We start from the raw sequence: 15,668 nt of genomic DNA on the forward strand, positions 1-15,668 counted from the left end.
CGCGCCGACTCCCCCGGTTTCACGTTTCTCGATCGGGAAATTCCCGAGGGGAAGCGAACCCCGTTGGGTTAGCCTCAGAACCCGAGCGCGGTCTTGTACAAGCGTGGCACGCGCTTGGTCACGGATGTGAGCGTCTCCCACGGGATCGTGTCCGCGGCGCGGCTGAACTCGGCGAGGGAGATTTCCTCCTCATCCTGGCGGCCGACGAGAACGGCTTCGTCGCCGCACGCGACGCCGGGCACGGCCGACACATCGACGATGGTCTGGTCCATGGTGATGCGGCCAAGCACGGGACAGCGACGGCCGTGAATGAGGACGTGGGCGCGGTTGCTCGCCGCCCGTGGCATGCCATCGGCGTAGCCGGCACAGAGGACGGCGATGGTGGCATCGCGCTGCAGCGTATGGGTGCGCCCGTAGCTGACGGTGGTGCCGCCGGGAAGGCGCTTCACGAGTCCGACTCGCGTGTGGAAGCTGAACACGGGCTCGGTGCGCACCTGACCAAGCATCGAGTTGGGGTGGGGCAGGACGCCGAACTGCAGGAGGCCGATGCGGACGGCGTTGAACGGACTTGAGCCCGGCATCGTTTCGATCCCGGCGCTGTTGTCGGCGTGAACGAAGAGCTTGCTCGGATCCAGGCCGGGGCAGCGCTGGAGCGCTCGCAGGAAGCGTCGTCGCTGTTCGGCCGTGAACTCGACGTCGTCGTCGGGACTGGCGAAATGCGTGAACACGCCAGCGAGCCGCACGTGTTCGGCGGCGGTGACCTTGGCGTAGAGCGCGGGTGCTTCCTCGTGCCACACCCCGACGCGGCCCATGCCGGTGTCGATCTTCAGGTGGACGGTGATGGTGCGGCCGGCGGCCTTGGCAGCCTGTTCAAAGCGGTCGACTTCCTCGGCGGTCGAAATGGTCGCGGCCGCGTCGCTGTCCATCAGGCTGGTCTCCTCACCCGGCAGCAAAGGGCTGAGGATCAGGATCGGCCAACCGGGACCGAGTTCGCGCAGCGCGGCGGCTTCAGTGACGTTGGCGACGGCGAAGAGATCCGCCCCGGCGTGCATCAGATGGGCGGCGGCGCTGTGGAGCCCGTGGCCGTAGGCATCGGCCTTGACCACCGACACGTAGCGGATGTGCGGCGGAAGCGAGGCACGGATCAGTTTCAGGTTACGCTCGAGCGCGGCGAGGTCGATTTCGGCCCAGCAGCGCAGGATGCGCGATGCGGCAGCGACAGTGCTCATGAGGAAGTGGGCGCACGATGAATCTGGGGCGTCCACGTGACGTAGCTCGGATCCTCGTGCAGAAACGCGTCGGGCGTTTCCGAGGGATGAAAGAGATCGGCGTCTCCGGCGTCCCGAAGCAGATCGGGGACGGCATACGGGGTGAGCTGAACGCCGGCCGGCAGGGCTGACCAATGACGAAAACGGTCGGGCATGATCAGTTCGCCCGGGAGGCCCGAGGTGGGAACACGCTGGAGCGAGGCGCCGAGGCGAAATGTGTGCCAGCTCTCGCGGCGGGCATCGGCGATCACCGTGGCCCCGGGCCGCTTGGCGGCATGGGCGACCAGGGCGAGGCTGGTATAGGCAAACACGGGCTTGGGCTGCAGCACGCACCACGTGCGAAGCGCCATGGCCACCGTGCGAATGCCAAGAATCGATCCTGGCCCCTCGCAGTAGAGGTAAACCTCCGGCTCCGTGGGGCTGACGCCGAGGGTATCCAAGCAACGAAATAATCCGGTCCCGGCCTCTTCGTCGGTCGAGGTCCAGCGGTCGAGGTCGGCGTCGCCCTTGAGCCAGCCCACCTGGATCCGGGACGATGCCGCATCGAGCAGAAGCGCGGATCGCCGCGAGGCGAGGAGCTGGCCGAGACTGGGCATGTGTCTCGCGACGAAAGGCCGCTGGAGGGTGCCGCGCAAGCATCCACTGACGCCCCGCGCGGGCGAGGAACGAGACGCCAATTGGACGCACGAATCGGGCATTGACCGAGCGGAGGCATCTCGTAGCGTGCCCGATTCTCTGTCTACAACCCGCCCGCCTTTTACCGTGAACGTCCAACTGAATAACGTCTCAGCCACCCGTAAGAGCCTCGTGGTCACGCTCGATCCGAGCGAAGTTGACGCCGAGCACAGCGCCGTCGTCGCCGAAATCGCGAAGTTCGCGCGTCTCCCCGGCTTCCGTCCCGGCAAGGCTCCGCTCGCCATGGTGGCGAAGCGTTTTGGCAAGGAGATCGCGGACGAGTTCAAGCAGAAGGTCGTCGCAAGGGCGTACCGAAGCGGGCTCGAGAAGGAGAAACTCGATGTGATGAACATCGTGAACGTCGAGGAAGGGAAAATTGCGATGGGCGAAGCCGCCACGATCACGGTGACGGTGGATATCCGCCCGGAGTTCGAGTTGCCGGAGTACACGGAGTTGCCGACGGAAGTGGCCCCGGTTGAGCCGACGGACGCCGAGGTGGCGAACGTGATCGAAGGACTGCGTTCCGAGCGCGCGGATTTCCGCAAGGCGGAGCGCGCCGCCCAGAAGGGCGACTACGTGAAGCTCGCCTACGAAGGCACGATCGATGGCAAGCCGATTTCGGAGATCGCGCCGGACAAACAGCTTTACGCCAAGGTGCCGCAGACTTGGGAAGAGGTGCAGGGTGAGCACGAAGGCGTGCTGCCGGGCCTCGGCCAGCAGTTGGCGGGGGTGGCGGCGGGCGACAAGAAGACCGTCAGCATCACCTTCCCGGCGGAGTTCGCCGCGGCTCCGGCGCTCGCCGGCAAGGTTGCGAGCTATGCGATCGAAGTGCAGGAGATCCGTGAGCGCGTGCTCCCGGAGCTCAATGAGGAGTTCTTCAAGTCCCAGCAGGTCGCGGATCTCGCGGCGTTGCAGACGAAGGTTCAAGCGAACCTGAAGATGCAGAAGGAATACCAGAATCGTTCGGCGCAGCGCCGCCAAGTGACTGACCAGCTCGCGGCGAAGGTGAATGTCGAGGTGCCCGAGTCGCTGGTCGATTCCGAGACCCAGCACGTCCTCCGCAATTTCATCGAAGAGAACATGCGTCGCGGCGTTCCGGCCGAGGAGTTCGAGAAGGGCAAGAAGGAGCTCTTCGACGGTGCCAAGAAGGCGGCCGCGGCCCGCGTGAAGGTCCAGATGATCCTGGCGAAGATCGCGGAGAAGGAGAAGATCACCGTCACCAACGACGATATCAACGAGTACCTCTATCGTGAGTCGATGCGCTCGGGGCAGAAGCCGGAGAAGCTGGCGAAGACCCTTTCGAACGACCGCGACCAGCTGCGTTCGGTGCAGCAGTCGATCATTTTCGACAAGGCGGTTGATTTTCTGGTCTCCAAGGCTAAGGTCACGACGCTCCAGCCGAAGGCCTAACCGGCTTAGCTAAATCCTCGTCACCACGTGAGCTACTACGTTCCCATTGTCCTCGAAAACACCGGCCGCGGAGAGCGGTCGATGGACATCTATTCGCGGCTGCTGAAGGACCGCATCATCTTCATCGGTTCGCCGATCGATGATGGGGTGGCGAACGTGGTGATTGCCCAGATGTTGTTCCTGCAGATGGAGGATCCGAAAAAGGATATCCATCTGTACATCAACTCGCCGGGCGGGGTGGTGACGGGCGGGATGGCGATCTATGACACGATGAACTTCCTGCAGTGTGACATCGTCACCTACTGCATCGGCATGGCTGCCAGCATGAGCACAGTGCTCCTGGCGGCCGGCACGAAGGGGAAGCGTTTTGCCCTGCCGAACAGCCGGGTGATGATCCACCAGCCGAGCGGCGGTGCGGGTGGCCAGGCCGCCGACATCGCGATCGCGGCCCGTGAGATCCTGCGCTGGCGCAAGACCTTGAATGAGGCCATTGCCCGGCACACCGGCAAGACTCCGGAACAGGTCGAGAAGGACTCCGACCGCGACTATTACCTCAGCGCCCAAGAGGCCAAGGATTACGGTCTGGTGGACCACGTCGTCTCTTCGACACGCGAAGCACAGACTCTCTCGGTTCAGACCGCGGCTGCCTGATTTAGGGGCTAGGGTAAGGCAACTCCAGCCTCGACTCACGTCGCGCTCGATTCACTCTATCGGCCATGGCAAAATCCGCCCGCATGACCCTGTGCTCGTTTTGCGGTAAGTCGCAGGCGGAGGTGAAGAAGATCATCGCCGGGCCGGGGGTGTATATCTGCGATTCGTGCGTGAACGTCTGCAAGACGATCATCGATCGCGAGGTCAAGGCCCCCTCCGTGGAGGCGAAACCGACCGTTCGGCTCGTGAAGCCAGCCGAGATCAAGAAGACGCTTGATGACTACGTCATCGGCCAGGATCACGCCAAGAAGGTTCTCTCGGTCGCCGTCTACAATCACTACAAGCGGCTGATGTTCGACTCGGGTCAGTCGAAGGATTCGGCGGCGGTTGCCCCGGAGTTCAGCGACGTTGAGGTCGAGAAGAGCAACATCCTCCTCGTGGGCCCGACGGGCTCGGGCAAGACGCTGCTGGCGCGTACGCTCGCGAAGATTCTCGATGTGCCGTTCGCCATCTCGGACGCGACCACGCTCACCGAGGCCGGCTATGTCGGCGAAGACGTTGAGAATGTCGTGCTGCGGCTCCTCCAGGCCGCCAATTACGACGTCAAGAAGGCCGAGTGCGGGATCATTTACATCGACGAAATCGACAAGATCGGCCGCAAGACCGAGAATGTCTCGATCACGCGCGATGTTTCCGGTGAAGGCGTGCAGCAGGCACTCCTGAAAATTCTTGAAGGTACGGTGTGCAACGTGCCCCCGCAGGGCGGCCGCAAGCATCCGAACCAAGAGTACATTCAGATCAACACGACGAACATCCTGTTCATCTGCGGCGGGGCGTTTGTGGGGTTGGACAACATCGTGCAGCGCCGGCTTGGCCAGCGGAGCATGGGCTTCTCGTCCATCCAGGCGCAGCAGGACCAGTCGATGCACCCCGAGGAGATGATGAAGGCCCTCGCGCCCGAGGACCTGATCCGCTTCGGCATGATTCCGGAGTTCATCGGCCGGCTGCCGGTGGTTTCCGTGCTGGATCAGCTGAAGGTCGAGGACCTCGAGAAGATTCTGCTGCGGACAAAGAACGCGATGGTGAAGCAGTATTCGAAGCTCTTCGCCATGGACGGTGTGCGCCTGAAGTTCACGCCCGATGCCGTGAAGGCGATCGCCCAGAAGGGCATCGAGTTGAAGACGGGCGCCCGCGCCCTCCGCTCGATCATGGAGACTTTGATGCTCGAGGTGATGTACGAGTTGCCGCAGCGCGACGACGTCACCGATGTCATTGTGGATGCAGCCGTGGTGGCGGGCCGGCGTCGGCCGACGTTGCGTCGGACGACGAAGCCAGAGCCGAAGCAGGACGCCGCCTGAGCGTCGCTGGGCGCGGCGGGTTGGTGCCGGCAAGGACCGTCCGACTCCTTTGGGCTTCACACGTGTGGTCGTAGAGGGTGCCTTGGGGTACTCCAATGACACCCCAATGCCTTCGCTGGGCGTGGATGCTAGCTGCATCTGCCGCCCTGATTTCGGCCGCGGCGCGCGGCGCGTCTGAACCGATTACGCAGCGGCAGTACCTTTCCGGGCGAGGGCCAAAGGACGCCGTGACTTGGGAGTTCACCGTCACGGGGGGGCGACGGGCGGGGGAGAAGGCGACGATTCCGGTGCCATCCAACTGGGAGTTGCACGGTTTTGGCTCGTATCACTACGGCCAACAAAAGGTGAAGTCGGACGAGCACGGCCTGTACCGGACCCGGTTTCAGCTGCCGGCAGAGTGGGAGGGGCGGCGCCTCTGGCTCGTCTTCGATGGCGTGATGACCGACGCCGTGGTTACCGTGAATGGACGCCAGGCCGGACCGATCCATCAAGGCGGGTTCAACCGGTTTCGTTTTGAGGTGACGCCGCTGGTCCGGTTTGGCGCCGGCGGCGAGAACGTCCTTGAGGTGGATGTGGCAAAGGTGTCGGCCAATGAGGACACGGAGAAGGCCGAGCGCGGGGGCGATTACTGGGTCTTTGGGGGAATCTATCGCCCGGTTTGGATCGAGTCGGCGCCGACGCAGTGGATCGACCACGTGGCCGTCGACGCGCAGGCCGATGGCGCGATCAACATGGATGTGACGCTGGGGGCGGTGCGGGATGCGGATCGGGTCGAGGCAGAGATCGTCGATGGCGCGGGCCGGGTCGCTGGACCGCTGCTGAGCACACGGATCCCGGCCGGCGGGGCGGGACGCGTGCGGGTGACGGGACAAGTGCCGGCGGTGCAGCCGTGGTCGGCGGAGTCCCCCGTTTTGTACACGCTGCGGCTGGCGCTGCGCCGAGGCGTCGAAGTCGTGCACACGCTCGAGCAACGCTTCGGATTTCGGACCTTTGAAGTGCGCGAGGGCGACGGACTCTATGTGAACGGCCAGCGCGTACGCCTGAAAGGCGTGAACCGGCACAGCTTCCGGCCGGCGACGGGAAGGGCGTTGAATCCAGAAGACTGTTACGCGGACGTGCGCCTGATCCGGGAGATGAATATGAACGCCGTGCGGATGTCGCACTATCCGCCCGACGAGGCCTTCCTGAACGCGTGCGATGAACTCGGACTTTATGTGCTGGATGAGCTCAGCGGCTGGCAGAAGGCCCATGGCACGGCGGTTGGGCGGCTACTCGTGCGCTCGCTGGTGGAGCGGGATGTGAATCACCCGAGCATCCTGTTTTGGGATAACGGCAATGAAGGTGGGTGGAATCGTGACCTCGACGGCGAGTTCGCGTTGTATGACCCGCAGCGCCGGCCGGTGCTGCATCCTTGGGAGCTGCACGCGGGCGTGAACACGAAGCACTATCCGAATTTTGATGTGCTCGAAGGCCTGCTGCGTGGACGCGATCTCGTCATGCCGACCGAAGTGCTCCACGCCATGTATGACGGCGGGGCCGGAGCGGGACTCGAGGACTACTGGAATGCGATTGTCGCATCACCGGTGGGCGCCGGGGCCTTCATCTGGGTGTTCGCGGATGAAGGCGTGGTGCGGACTGATCGCGGCGGGAAGATCGATGTGTTCAGCACGTTCGCGCCCGATGGCATCGTCGGGCCAAATCACGAGAAGGAAGGCAGCTTCTTTGCCGTGCGGGAGATTTGGTCCCCGGTGCAAATTGACGCGCCGAGACTCGATGCCGGCTTCGACGGTACGCTCACGGTGAAAAATCGTTACGACTTCACTTCGTTGAAGCAGTGCCGGTTTGCGTGGGAGCTGCGGCGCTTCGATTTGAAGGCGCCGTCGGCCACGACCGCCCAGGTTGTGGTGGCGCGGGGTGAGATGCCGGGGCCGGATGTCGCGCCGCAGTCGCGGGGACAGATGCGGCTGGCGCTGCCGGCATCGTGGGCCGAGGCGGACGCACTGGCCGTGACGGCGTTTTCACCGCGGGGAGACGCGCTGTGGACGTGGACGTGGGCGACGCCTCGTTTGAGCGAGCGCGGAAAGACCCTCGCCGGAAGCATGGCGGCGGTACAGCCGGCGGCGGAACCCGCCTCGGTGACGAAGCACGACGACATGATCGAACTGAAGGCGGCCGGAGTGACGGCTCGGTTCGACGCGCGCACGGGGATGCTGCGCGATGTGCGGCGGGGCGGGAAGACGTTTCCCTTGTCACAAGGGCCGCGGCTCGTGTTTGCGCGGCAAGCGAACGGCACAGAGCCGACGTGGCTGCCGTTCACGGAGGTAGATCGGACCCTTGCCGAAGGGACGCACCGTCTCGCCCAACCGGGGTTGGCGAGCTGCGTCGAGATTGAGCTCGTGGAGCTGCGCGGGGCTGATGCGGTTCTCGGCGCGACCATCGAGGTTTCCGCGGATGGCGAGCATTGGGAGACGATCTTCGATGCGACGCGGCGGCCGCAGGACGGAGCAAGGTTCGAGTTTGCGCCCCAGTTGGTGGCGGCGGTTCGGCTCAGCAACCTGCGGCGCTATGACCCGCGGCCTGTGACGCTTCGGACATTCCGCGTGGGGTATTCCGCGGAACGATTCCCAGTGTCGGTGACGCAGCCGGCCGTGGTGACCACGGGCGAAGGCGTCGAACCGGGCAGCGCGGGCGCCGTGGCCTGGCTCGAAGCGGCAGGCGGCCCCAGCGGAATGGGACGCGTGCGGTGGACCATACGCTCCGACGGCACGCTGCGGCTGGACTACAGCTACAATGTGAACGGGCGGTTTTCGTTCCACGGTGTGACTTTCGATTGTCCCGAAAATGAGCTCGCGGGCTTCCGATGGCTCGGTCGCGGGCCACACCGGGTCTGGCAGAATCGGCTGAAAGGAACGACCCTGGGCGTGCACGAGCACCGGCCACACGTTGTCCAGCCGGGGGAGAGTTGGGAGTACCCGGAGTTTGAAGGATACTTCGCCGAACCGTACTGGACCCAATTTGCGACCGCGGCCGGAGCGATGGCGGTGTCGACGAGCAGCGGGGATGTCTACCTGCGCGTTGGCACACCGCGCATCAGTGCGGCAACGACCACCGCCGACTTCCCGCCTGGCGAGATATCCCTCCTGCACGCGATCCCGGCGATTGGCTCGAAAGGAAAGCCGCCGGAGCGAGCTGGGCCGCAGAGCCAGTACGCGATCGGGGCCGGGCGCTACGAGGGCACGTGCATCTTCCAGTTCGGGGAAAACTGAGCTCAGTTGAAGCGCGGCTGGCGATCCGCACGGTGCCGGTTGTGGCTGTGCGCTGGAACCGGGCGCCTGGGCCGGCGGTGGTCGAGTATCTGGACATTATTCTGGAGTATCTGGACATTATCCCATAAGCTATTCTCGCATAGTTGGATATAATTGCACCGGTCCTCAAGGGCTGGTCGTTCGCACGAGCTCGGTAGGCCCACGCGGAGGGAGAAGGCGCGGCTGGGCTGAGCCCGATGCTCGCCGGCGGCGTTCATGGCGAGGATCAAGAATACCGGAATTCCGGTAATCCGGGCACTTCCCGCTTGGGTGTCGTTACGTACTCTCGGCCGCGTCAGGACCGTCCTGGCGAGGAGAGGGCGCGAAAATGGCTTCCGAATACCAACTTCAACGAATTCTGGTGCTGGAGAGGAACAAGGCCCGGGGCGCAAAGCTCGCGCGGGCGTTGAGCCGGGCGTTTCCGTCGGCTCGCGTGTATTGTGAAGCCGACCCAGCCTGCGGCGCCTCGGTGCTAGCGAGCGGAGGCATCGAGCTTCTCATCGCGTGTGTCCATGGCTTTGAGTTCGACGTCCTGACGCTGCTGGGAGTGTGGACGAGCAACGAAGCGGCAGGGCCGCGGGTGCTGGTTCTGGCGTCTGAACCGAGTGCGGCGACCCTGACGGCGGTGCAATCGTTGCCAATCTCCGGGCTGCTTGATCTCGGACGCGCCAAATTGAAGGACATCGAGGCGGCGTGCCGGGCGATCGCGGCAGGATCGCCCTACGCGGTGGCTCCCGTTTCCGAGCGCAATGCGCGGACCGGACAGGACCCATGGACATCGAGCGGAGCTGACGCGGCGGAACTGCCGTACACCGACGATCTCCGCTGGCATCATCGTGCCCCCCCTTTGCGGCGACGTTCTGGAACGCAGCACCAGCGATGGCGCTGGTGATCGGGCCAAACAATAAGGCCGGCGACGACTCGCCGGCCTTTTGCTGTCCGGAAGAGAACCGCTCAGAAGTGGGCGTAGTCGCCCGACTCGAGGCCGCGGGCGAACTCCACCAGCAATTTCACGCAGCGCTCCACGTCCTCGAGATCGACGAGTTCGCTCGGCGTGTGCATGTAGCGCAGGGGAATGCTGACCAGCCCCGTGGCGACACCGCCGCGTCCCATTTGGATGGCGCGGGCATCGGTGCCGGTCGGCCTCGGATCTGCCTCGAGTTGGTAGGGGATCTTCGCCTTCTTGGCGGCTTCGACCAGCCAGGCATAGACCTTGGGGTTGATGTTGGGACCGCGGCAGATGATTGGGCCGCCGCCAAGTTTCGTCTCGCCGAACTTGCGGTTGTCGCAGTCGGGATGGTCGGTGGCGTGGCCAACATCGATCGCGACGGCGATATGCGGGTTGACGAGGTACGTGGCGGTTGTGGCCCCGCGCGTGCCAATCTCTTCCTGGGAGGTGGCGACGCTGACCAGCCTGGCGGCGAGTCGCTTCTTTTCCTTCGCGAGGCGGACGAGCGTTTCGCCAACGATGTAGGCGCCGACCTTGTTGTCGAAGGCACGGGCGGTGCCGATACTGCCGTGGATGAGCTCGAGTTCGTGGTCGTAGGTGGCGACGTCACCGATGCTGATCCGCTCGAGGGCCTCGTCCTTCGAGCGTGCGCCGATATCGATCCAGATCTCGTGCTTCTTGGGGACGCGCTTGCGATCCTCGTCGTCCATGAGGTGGATGGCGCGCTTGCCGGTGACACCTTTCACCGGGCCGTTGGCGGTCTGAATGACGACACGGCGGCCGGAGATGACGCTGAGGTCGTGCCCGCCAATCGTGTCGAAGTAGAGGAATCCCTCCTTGTTCACGTACGTGATGATGAGCCCCAACTCGTCCATGTGCCCCGCGAGCATGAGGACGGGGTCGCCCTTGGGGTTGAGGGTCGCCAGCCGGTTGCCGAGGGCGTCCTTGGCATAAGCGTCGGCGGCGGACTTCACGTGACGATCGAAGACGGCCTGGGCCTCGTTCTCGGCGCCCGAAGGCGAGCGCGCGTGGAGCAGCTCAGAGAGGAAGGGCGGAACGGAATAGGGCTTCGTCATAAATGAACGTTTGCTTTCGGGTGAGCCTGAAACCGAAAATCGCAAACCGGAATTCGAAAAACGCATGACCATCTATCCCGCGATCGACATCAAATCCGGCCGCTGTGTGCGGCTCACGCAGGGCCGCGCGGACCAGGAGACGGTCTATGCCGAGCATCCGGCGGACGTAGCCGCCGAGTTCAAGCAGGCGGGGAGTGAGTGGGTGCACGTGGTGGACCTTGACGGCGCCTTCGCGGGCGAACCGCAGAATCTCGAAGCGGTGCGGGCGATCGCCGCACTGGGCATGAAGGTCCAGCTCGGCGGCGGCCTGCGCACACGGACGGCCGTGGAACGGGCGCTGGGCTTTGGCGTCTCGCGGGTCGTGATCGGCACGCGGGCGGCGGAAAGCGAGACCTTCGTGGGTGAACTCGTGCAGGCTTTGGGGGAAAAGGTGGCAGTCGGAATCGATGCCAAGAACGGCAAGGTGGCCGTGAAGGGGTGGGTGGCGACGGCGGAGTTGACGGCGATTGCGCTGGCGCAGCGGATGGACGCGCTGGGCGTGCGGACGCTGATCCACACGGATATCAGCACGGACGGAATGCTCACCGGCCCGAATTTCCCCGCCCAGGAAGCGATGCTGCGAGCGGGACGATTCCGCGTGATTGCCAGCGGTGGCGTGAGCCGGCGCGAGGACGTCGTGAAGCTCGCGGAGCTCGCGCGACGTCACGCTAACCTGGATGGCGTCATCGTCGGCAAGGCGCTTTACGAAAAACGCGTCTCCTTGCCCGACCTGCTGAGGATTCGCTGAGCTTTAGCCTCAGAGGCCCCGGCATACCTGAATGCGGGCGGGCCGATTTGCGGTTGCGCCGCCTAATCGCCCATGCGTGCCTGATGGGCGAATGCCCGATACCAAGACGCAGCCGACCAAATGGTATCGCGCGTACCTACTATGGTTCGCGGCCGCGTTCGCCGTGCTGACGCTGTACACACTTACGCGGTCCAGAGGACCGTTCTGGGACGAAGTGTATCATTTGGAATCTGCGCAGGCGTTGGCGCGTTCCCATTGCTTTCATGACTGGCTCGTCGGGCAGCGATCGGTTGCTCCTGGTCCTCTCCATGCAATGATGAACTATATCATCTCGGGCGGGACCGGAGCTCTCGACGTGCCGTGGATTAGGGTCCCAAATCTGCTGTTGTTGGCGGGGACGGTTGCACTCACGGGATATTGTTTGGTGTCGATGGGGCAATCTGGGGTGCTGGCCGGCACGGCGCTGGCCGTGCCGATGGCGTGGGTTTGTGCAGGCATGGCGATTACGGAGGCATTGGGGCTATGCGGTATCTCGTTGGCTGCTGCCGGGGCAATCGGTTGGTCAAAGCACGCCAGCGAGGGCGATATTCCGTGGCGCTGGGCGATTCTGTACGCCTTGGGCCTGGTGGTAGCGACGACGACGAGACAGTCCTATCTGGCAGCCGTGCCTGGACTCGCGATGCTTGCGCCACTGAGGCGTTCGGGCTGGAGGCTGGTCATTGGCGTCACGATAGCGGCATTGGTGCCGATCTGTCTGGTGTTCGGGATCTGGGGAGGTCTTTTGCCGCCAGCGCAGCGCAGCATGAGTGCTGGGTACTCCATTGCCCATCTGGGATTGGCGTTCGCGATTACGGGCGTGGTTACGCTGATCATCGCGCCGGGATTTCTTTGGCGGCACCGGTCCGTGGCGCTGGTTGCCGGAATGGCGACGGGGTTGGCGCAGTTCGTTCTGCAGTTTGCAGCGCCGACAACTCTCACCTCGGTGCAGCGTTTCTTCCCGGGCGACCAGTTCGCCGCCATCATGAACCGCGTTGTGAATGTCGGGTTTATCGCCGCGGCAGGCATGTTTGTCGGGGCGTTGGCCGCTGCTCTTTGGAACTCGAGAGATCGAGTCTTGTGGGGATCCGCGGGCGCAGTGTTCGGGCTCTGCGTTGCGGCTGGGGCCGTTACCCGACAATTCTCCAGTCGATATCCGGCAATGGCGCTGCCGCTGTTGATTCTGGTTCTCGCGCCATGGATCAGGTGCGGACCGTGGCTTCTGGTCCGCGTAACCGGCGGAAGCCTGCTCGGGCTTGCCGTGTTGCACTCCTACTACTGCTACGCCTGAAGGCGTAAACCGACCCGCTTTGCTCGACTCAGGCGCGACGGCCAGGGTGGCGCCGGCGGCGTTTGGGCGCCACCTTGACGGGAGCGGCGCCAATCGTGTCGGCGATCTCCTCGAGCGGGTAGGTGATGATCTCGGCGAGCGTCGGGTGATACCACGGAGCGCGCAGCAGATCGAAGACGGTCGCGCGCATCGCCAGCGGACCGCTGAAACTGTGGATCAGTTCGCCCGCATCCTTGCCGACGATCTCAGCGCCGAGCAGTCGCCCGGACTTGGGTGCGGCCAGAACCTTCACATGCCCGTAATTGGCATCCATGAGGATGGACTTGCCGTGGTCGTTGAACGGATAGCTCGCCTTGAGAAACGGCGTCCGCTCCTGCTCCAGCTCGCGTTCACTCCGGCCGATCGTCGCGAGTTGGGGATCGGTAAACACGACGTTCAGAAGGAGCGAGTAGTCGACGGGCTTGAGGTCACCAACGCCGGCGGCATGGCGCGCCGCGAGTTCGCCTTGTTGAATGGCGATGTGGACGATCTCGACCGGACCGGCGCAGTCCCCCGCCGCGTAGATGTGAGGCTGGCTCGTCTGCTGCCATTGGTCGGTGATGATCTGACCGTTCGGCCGCGCGGCGACGCCGGCGGCGCCGAGATCAAGCCCGGCCACGTTGGGCTCGCGTCCGAGCGCATTGAAGAGCCGCTCCGCCTGCCGGCGAACGACCTTGCCCTCGTGCATGAACTCGATGGTGAAGCCGCGTCCAGCGGCGTGTTTCACCTGTTGCAGTTGGGTCGCGGTGAAAAGCTCGATGCCTTCGTCGCGAAGGGCTTGCTCCACGACCACGGCCGCCTCGGGCGAGTGATCGCGCAGGATGTGGGAACTCCGCTGGACTTGGGTGACGCGACTGCCGATGCGATTGAGAAATTGAGCGAGTTCACAAGCGACGATGCCTCCGCCGAGCACAATCACGCTCTTGGGGACGAAATCGAGGTCGAGAATGTCGTCGCTCGTCCAGAAGGGAGCTTCTCTCAGCCCTGGAACGGCTGGCGTGCTCACCTTCGAACCGGTGCCGATCAGGAAATGCCGACTGCGGATACGTTCGCCGGTGGATAGCTCGACCGTGTGCGGACCCACAAATCGGGCATGGCTGCGGATCAGGTCGAACTTACCCGATTCGAGGGCCTTCAACCGGTACTCGGCGAACTCCCCGATGATTTTCAGCTTTCGCGCGTGGACCGCTTTCATGTCCACCTGCCCCCGGGTCTTGAGTCCGAAAATCGCCCCCTTCTGGGCGAGATGCAGCACCTCCGCGCTGTAAAGGAGCGTCTTCGAAGGCATGCAGCCGCGCAGGATGCACAGCCCACCGAGTTCGCGGGCGCCATCGATGATGGCCGTCCTCAGCCCGAGCGCGACGGCGACGCGCGCTGCATTGAATCCCGCGCTCCCCCCGCCAATGGCGATAAAGTCGTATGATTTCATTCCGGATTACTGCCCCTTCCCGAACAGCATCGTGTGGATCGTCTTCAAGACGATCGTGGCATCGAGGCGGAACGAGAAATGGCGGATGTAATAGAGGTCGTATTCCAGCTTTCGCAACGTGTCCTCGATGCTGGCGCCGTAAGGGTAATTCACCTGCGCCCAGCCCGTGATCCCGGGACGCACGAGGTGTCGGAAATAGTAACAGGGAATCTGCCGTTCGTAATCCACGACGAGTTTGTCCCATTCGGCGCGCGGGCCAATCAGACTCATTTCGCCTCGGAGCACGTTCCAGAGCTGAGGAAATTCGTCGATGCGCGTGAGCCGCAGCCAGCGCCCGACGACCGTGATCCTGCTGTCCCCCGGCGCCGTGTAGCGCGCGCCGCCAGCGGTGGGGCGCATGGTCCGCAACTTGTAGATGCGAAACGGCACGTGGTTCTTGCCGATGCGCGTTTGTGCGAAGAGCGGCGAACCCCGGTCTTCGATCCAGATGGCAAGGGCGGAGAGGAGGATCACCGGGGATGAGACCAGGAGGGCAAAGAATGAGAAAACGATGTCGCACGCCCGCTTGATCCGCTCGAACACCGGTTCGCGCGCGATCTGAAAACCCTCTTGGAAGAGCCAGGTTTGGTTCAGGCGATAGAGAGGTATCTTCTGCCAGTAGACCTCGTGGAAGAGCTCGAGGGTATAGGTGGGGACGCCGGCAAAGTAGAGTTGGACCAATTGCTGAGAGAGCGAGGGGGGAAGATCGTGGGCCGACTCGCGGAGGACAATCGCCTCGACCTCGATGTTGCCGCGTCGGATCTCCTCCAGGAGCGCCGCCAGACTAGGTGCATTTGTACTTCCAGACGCGGGGGCCGCGCGCGCGGAAATCAGGGCAGAGTCTGGACAAATGATGGGCCGATGGACGTCCATCTTGCGGCATTCTTCCTGGAACATCCCAAAGCTTTGGGCATCGCCAACGAAGACCAGGCTTCGTCCGGCGTGGGCGCCGAGCGATCGCAGATATATCAGGCGGCGGTATCCCAGGGTGAAGAGCATCAGCGCGAAGAAACTCAGCGCGATGACCGCACGGCTGTTCTGCAGGTCGATATCGCCTGGAAGTACCACGTACGTGAGGAGGAGCGTGGCAACCATCGCGATGAGAACGGCGATGGCATGCTGGCTGGCGTAATCCACGCTCAGCATGTCCGTTCGCGAGCGGTAGCCCTGTACGAGGTAGATCGCGATCAACAGGGCGCTGACGGGAGCGAGAAGCGGAACGAGGAGAAATGCCCCTGGTTCGATCACACCGCGGGCGTAGCTCAGGAGATTGAAGACGACCACCGACGTCAGGACGTCGAGCGCGATGAGGGATAGCGCGGTGATGCGGGCGGTCATCTCAGCTGGAACAGGGG

12 protein-coding genes are annotated in these 15,668 nt (G+C 63.9%); 7 read left to right on the forward strand and 5 right to left on the reverse strand.

What is annotated here, in order from left to right; translation table 11 throughout:
* Positions 1 to 74: 74 nt before the first annotated feature.
* Both alr and DB354_RS20810 read right to left on the reverse strand, forming a co-directional pair.
* Positions 75 to 1,229, reverse strand: a complete 1,155-nt coding sequence (gene alr, locus DB354_RS20805; RefSeq protein ID WP_107837556.1) for an alanine racemase — start codon at positions 1,227 to 1,229, stop codon at positions 75 to 77.
* A complete protein-coding gene (locus tag DB354_RS20810; RefSeq protein ID WP_107837557.1) occupies positions 1,226 to 1,864 on the reverse strand; it encodes a peptidase M22 in 639 nt (212 codons plus the stop codon). Before DB354_RS20810 ends, alr begins: the two co-directional genes overlap by 4 nt.
* A gap of 166 nt (positions 1,865 to 2,030) precedes the next feature.
* On the opposite strand from DB354_RS20810, the gene tig reads away from it, so the two are divergent.
* The 5 genes from tig to DB354_RS22125 all read left to right on the forward strand — a co-directional run bounded on the left by tig (position 2,031) and on the right by DB354_RS22125 (position 9,559).
* Positions 2,031 to 3,353 carry a trigger factor gene (tig, locus tag DB354_RS20815; protein ID WP_107837558.1) on the forward strand — a complete coding sequence of 441 codons (1,323 nt, stop codon included), beginning with the start codon at positions 2,031 to 2,033 and terminating at the stop codon, positions 3,351 to 3,353.
* A 27-nt stretch (positions 3,354 to 3,380) separates the two neighbouring features.
* Complete coding sequence (locus tag DB354_RS20820; protein ID WP_107837559.1) at positions 3,381 to 4,004, forward strand: ATP-dependent Clp protease proteolytic subunit; 624 nt, start codon at positions 3,381 to 3,383, stop codon at positions 4,002 to 4,004.
* Between the two features lie 65 nt (positions 4,005 to 4,069).
* Positions 4,070 to 5,362 (forward strand): ATP-dependent Clp protease ATP-binding subunit ClpX, encoded by a 1,293-nt coding sequence (gene clpX / locus DB354_RS20825; RefSeq protein ID WP_107837560.1) that lies wholly within the window; start codon positions 4,070 to 4,072, stop codon positions 5,360 to 5,362.
* A 125-nt stretch (positions 5,363 to 5,487) separates the two neighbouring features.
* Entirely contained in the window at positions 5,488 to 8,628 is a 3,141-nt protein-coding gene (locus tag DB354_RS20830; RefSeq protein WP_107837561.1) for a glycoside hydrolase family 2 TIM barrel-domain containing protein, read from the forward strand.
* A 367-nt stretch (positions 8,629 to 8,995) separates the two neighbouring features.
* The gene (locus tag DB354_RS22125) at positions 8,996 to 9,559 is read left to right on the forward strand and encodes a hypothetical protein (protein WP_146180355.1); all 564 of its coding nucleotides are present in this window, start codon (positions 8,996 to 8,998) and stop codon (positions 9,557 to 9,559) included.
* A 62-nt stretch (positions 9,560 to 9,621) separates the two neighbouring features.
* On the opposite strand, the gene DB354_RS20835 is transcribed toward DB354_RS22125, so the two are convergent.
* Complete coding sequence (locus DB354_RS20835; RefSeq protein WP_107837562.1) at positions 9,622 to 10,692, reverse strand: M42 family metallopeptidase; 1,071 nt, start codon at positions 10,690 to 10,692, stop codon at positions 9,622 to 9,624.
* A gap of 64 nt (positions 10,693 to 10,756) precedes the next feature.
* Here DB354_RS20835 and hisA point away from each other — a divergent pair, with 64 nt between their 5' ends.
* Both hisA and DB354_RS20845 read left to right on the forward strand, forming a co-directional pair.
* Positions 10,757 to 11,479 (forward strand): 1-(5-phosphoribosyl)-5-[(5-phosphoribosylamino)methylideneamino]imidazole-4-carboxamide isomerase, encoded by a 723-nt coding sequence (gene hisA / locus DB354_RS20840; RefSeq protein WP_107837784.1) that lies wholly within the window; start codon positions 10,757 to 10,759, stop codon positions 11,477 to 11,479.
* Between the two features lie 313 nt (positions 11,480 to 11,792).
* Positions 11,793 to 12,806 (forward strand): hypothetical protein, encoded by a 1,014-nt coding sequence (locus DB354_RS20845; protein WP_107837563.1) that lies wholly within the window; start codon positions 11,793 to 11,795, stop codon positions 12,804 to 12,806.
* A gap of 28 nt (positions 12,807 to 12,834) precedes the next feature.
* Here DB354_RS20845 and DB354_RS20850 read toward each other — a convergent pair whose 3' ends face one another.
* Both DB354_RS20850 and DB354_RS20855 read right to left on the reverse strand, forming a co-directional pair.
* A complete protein-coding gene (locus DB354_RS20850; RefSeq protein ID WP_107837564.1) occupies positions 12,835 to 14,274 on the reverse strand; it encodes an NAD(P)/FAD-dependent oxidoreductase in 1,440 nt (479 codons plus the stop codon).
* Between the two features lie 6 nt (positions 14,275 to 14,280).
* Complete coding sequence (locus tag DB354_RS20855; RefSeq protein WP_107837565.1) at positions 14,281 to 15,651, reverse strand: exopolysaccharide biosynthesis polyprenyl glycosylphosphotransferase; 1,371 nt, start codon at positions 15,649 to 15,651, stop codon at positions 14,281 to 14,283.
* Between the last annotated feature and the right edge of the window lie 17 nt (positions 15,652 to 15,668).

Origin of the sequence: Opitutus sp. ER46 (assembly GCF_003054705.1) — a bacterium.
In the GTDB taxonomy this organism is placed as follows: Bacteria; Verrucomicrobiota; Verrucomicrobiia; order Opitutales; family Opitutaceae; genus ER46.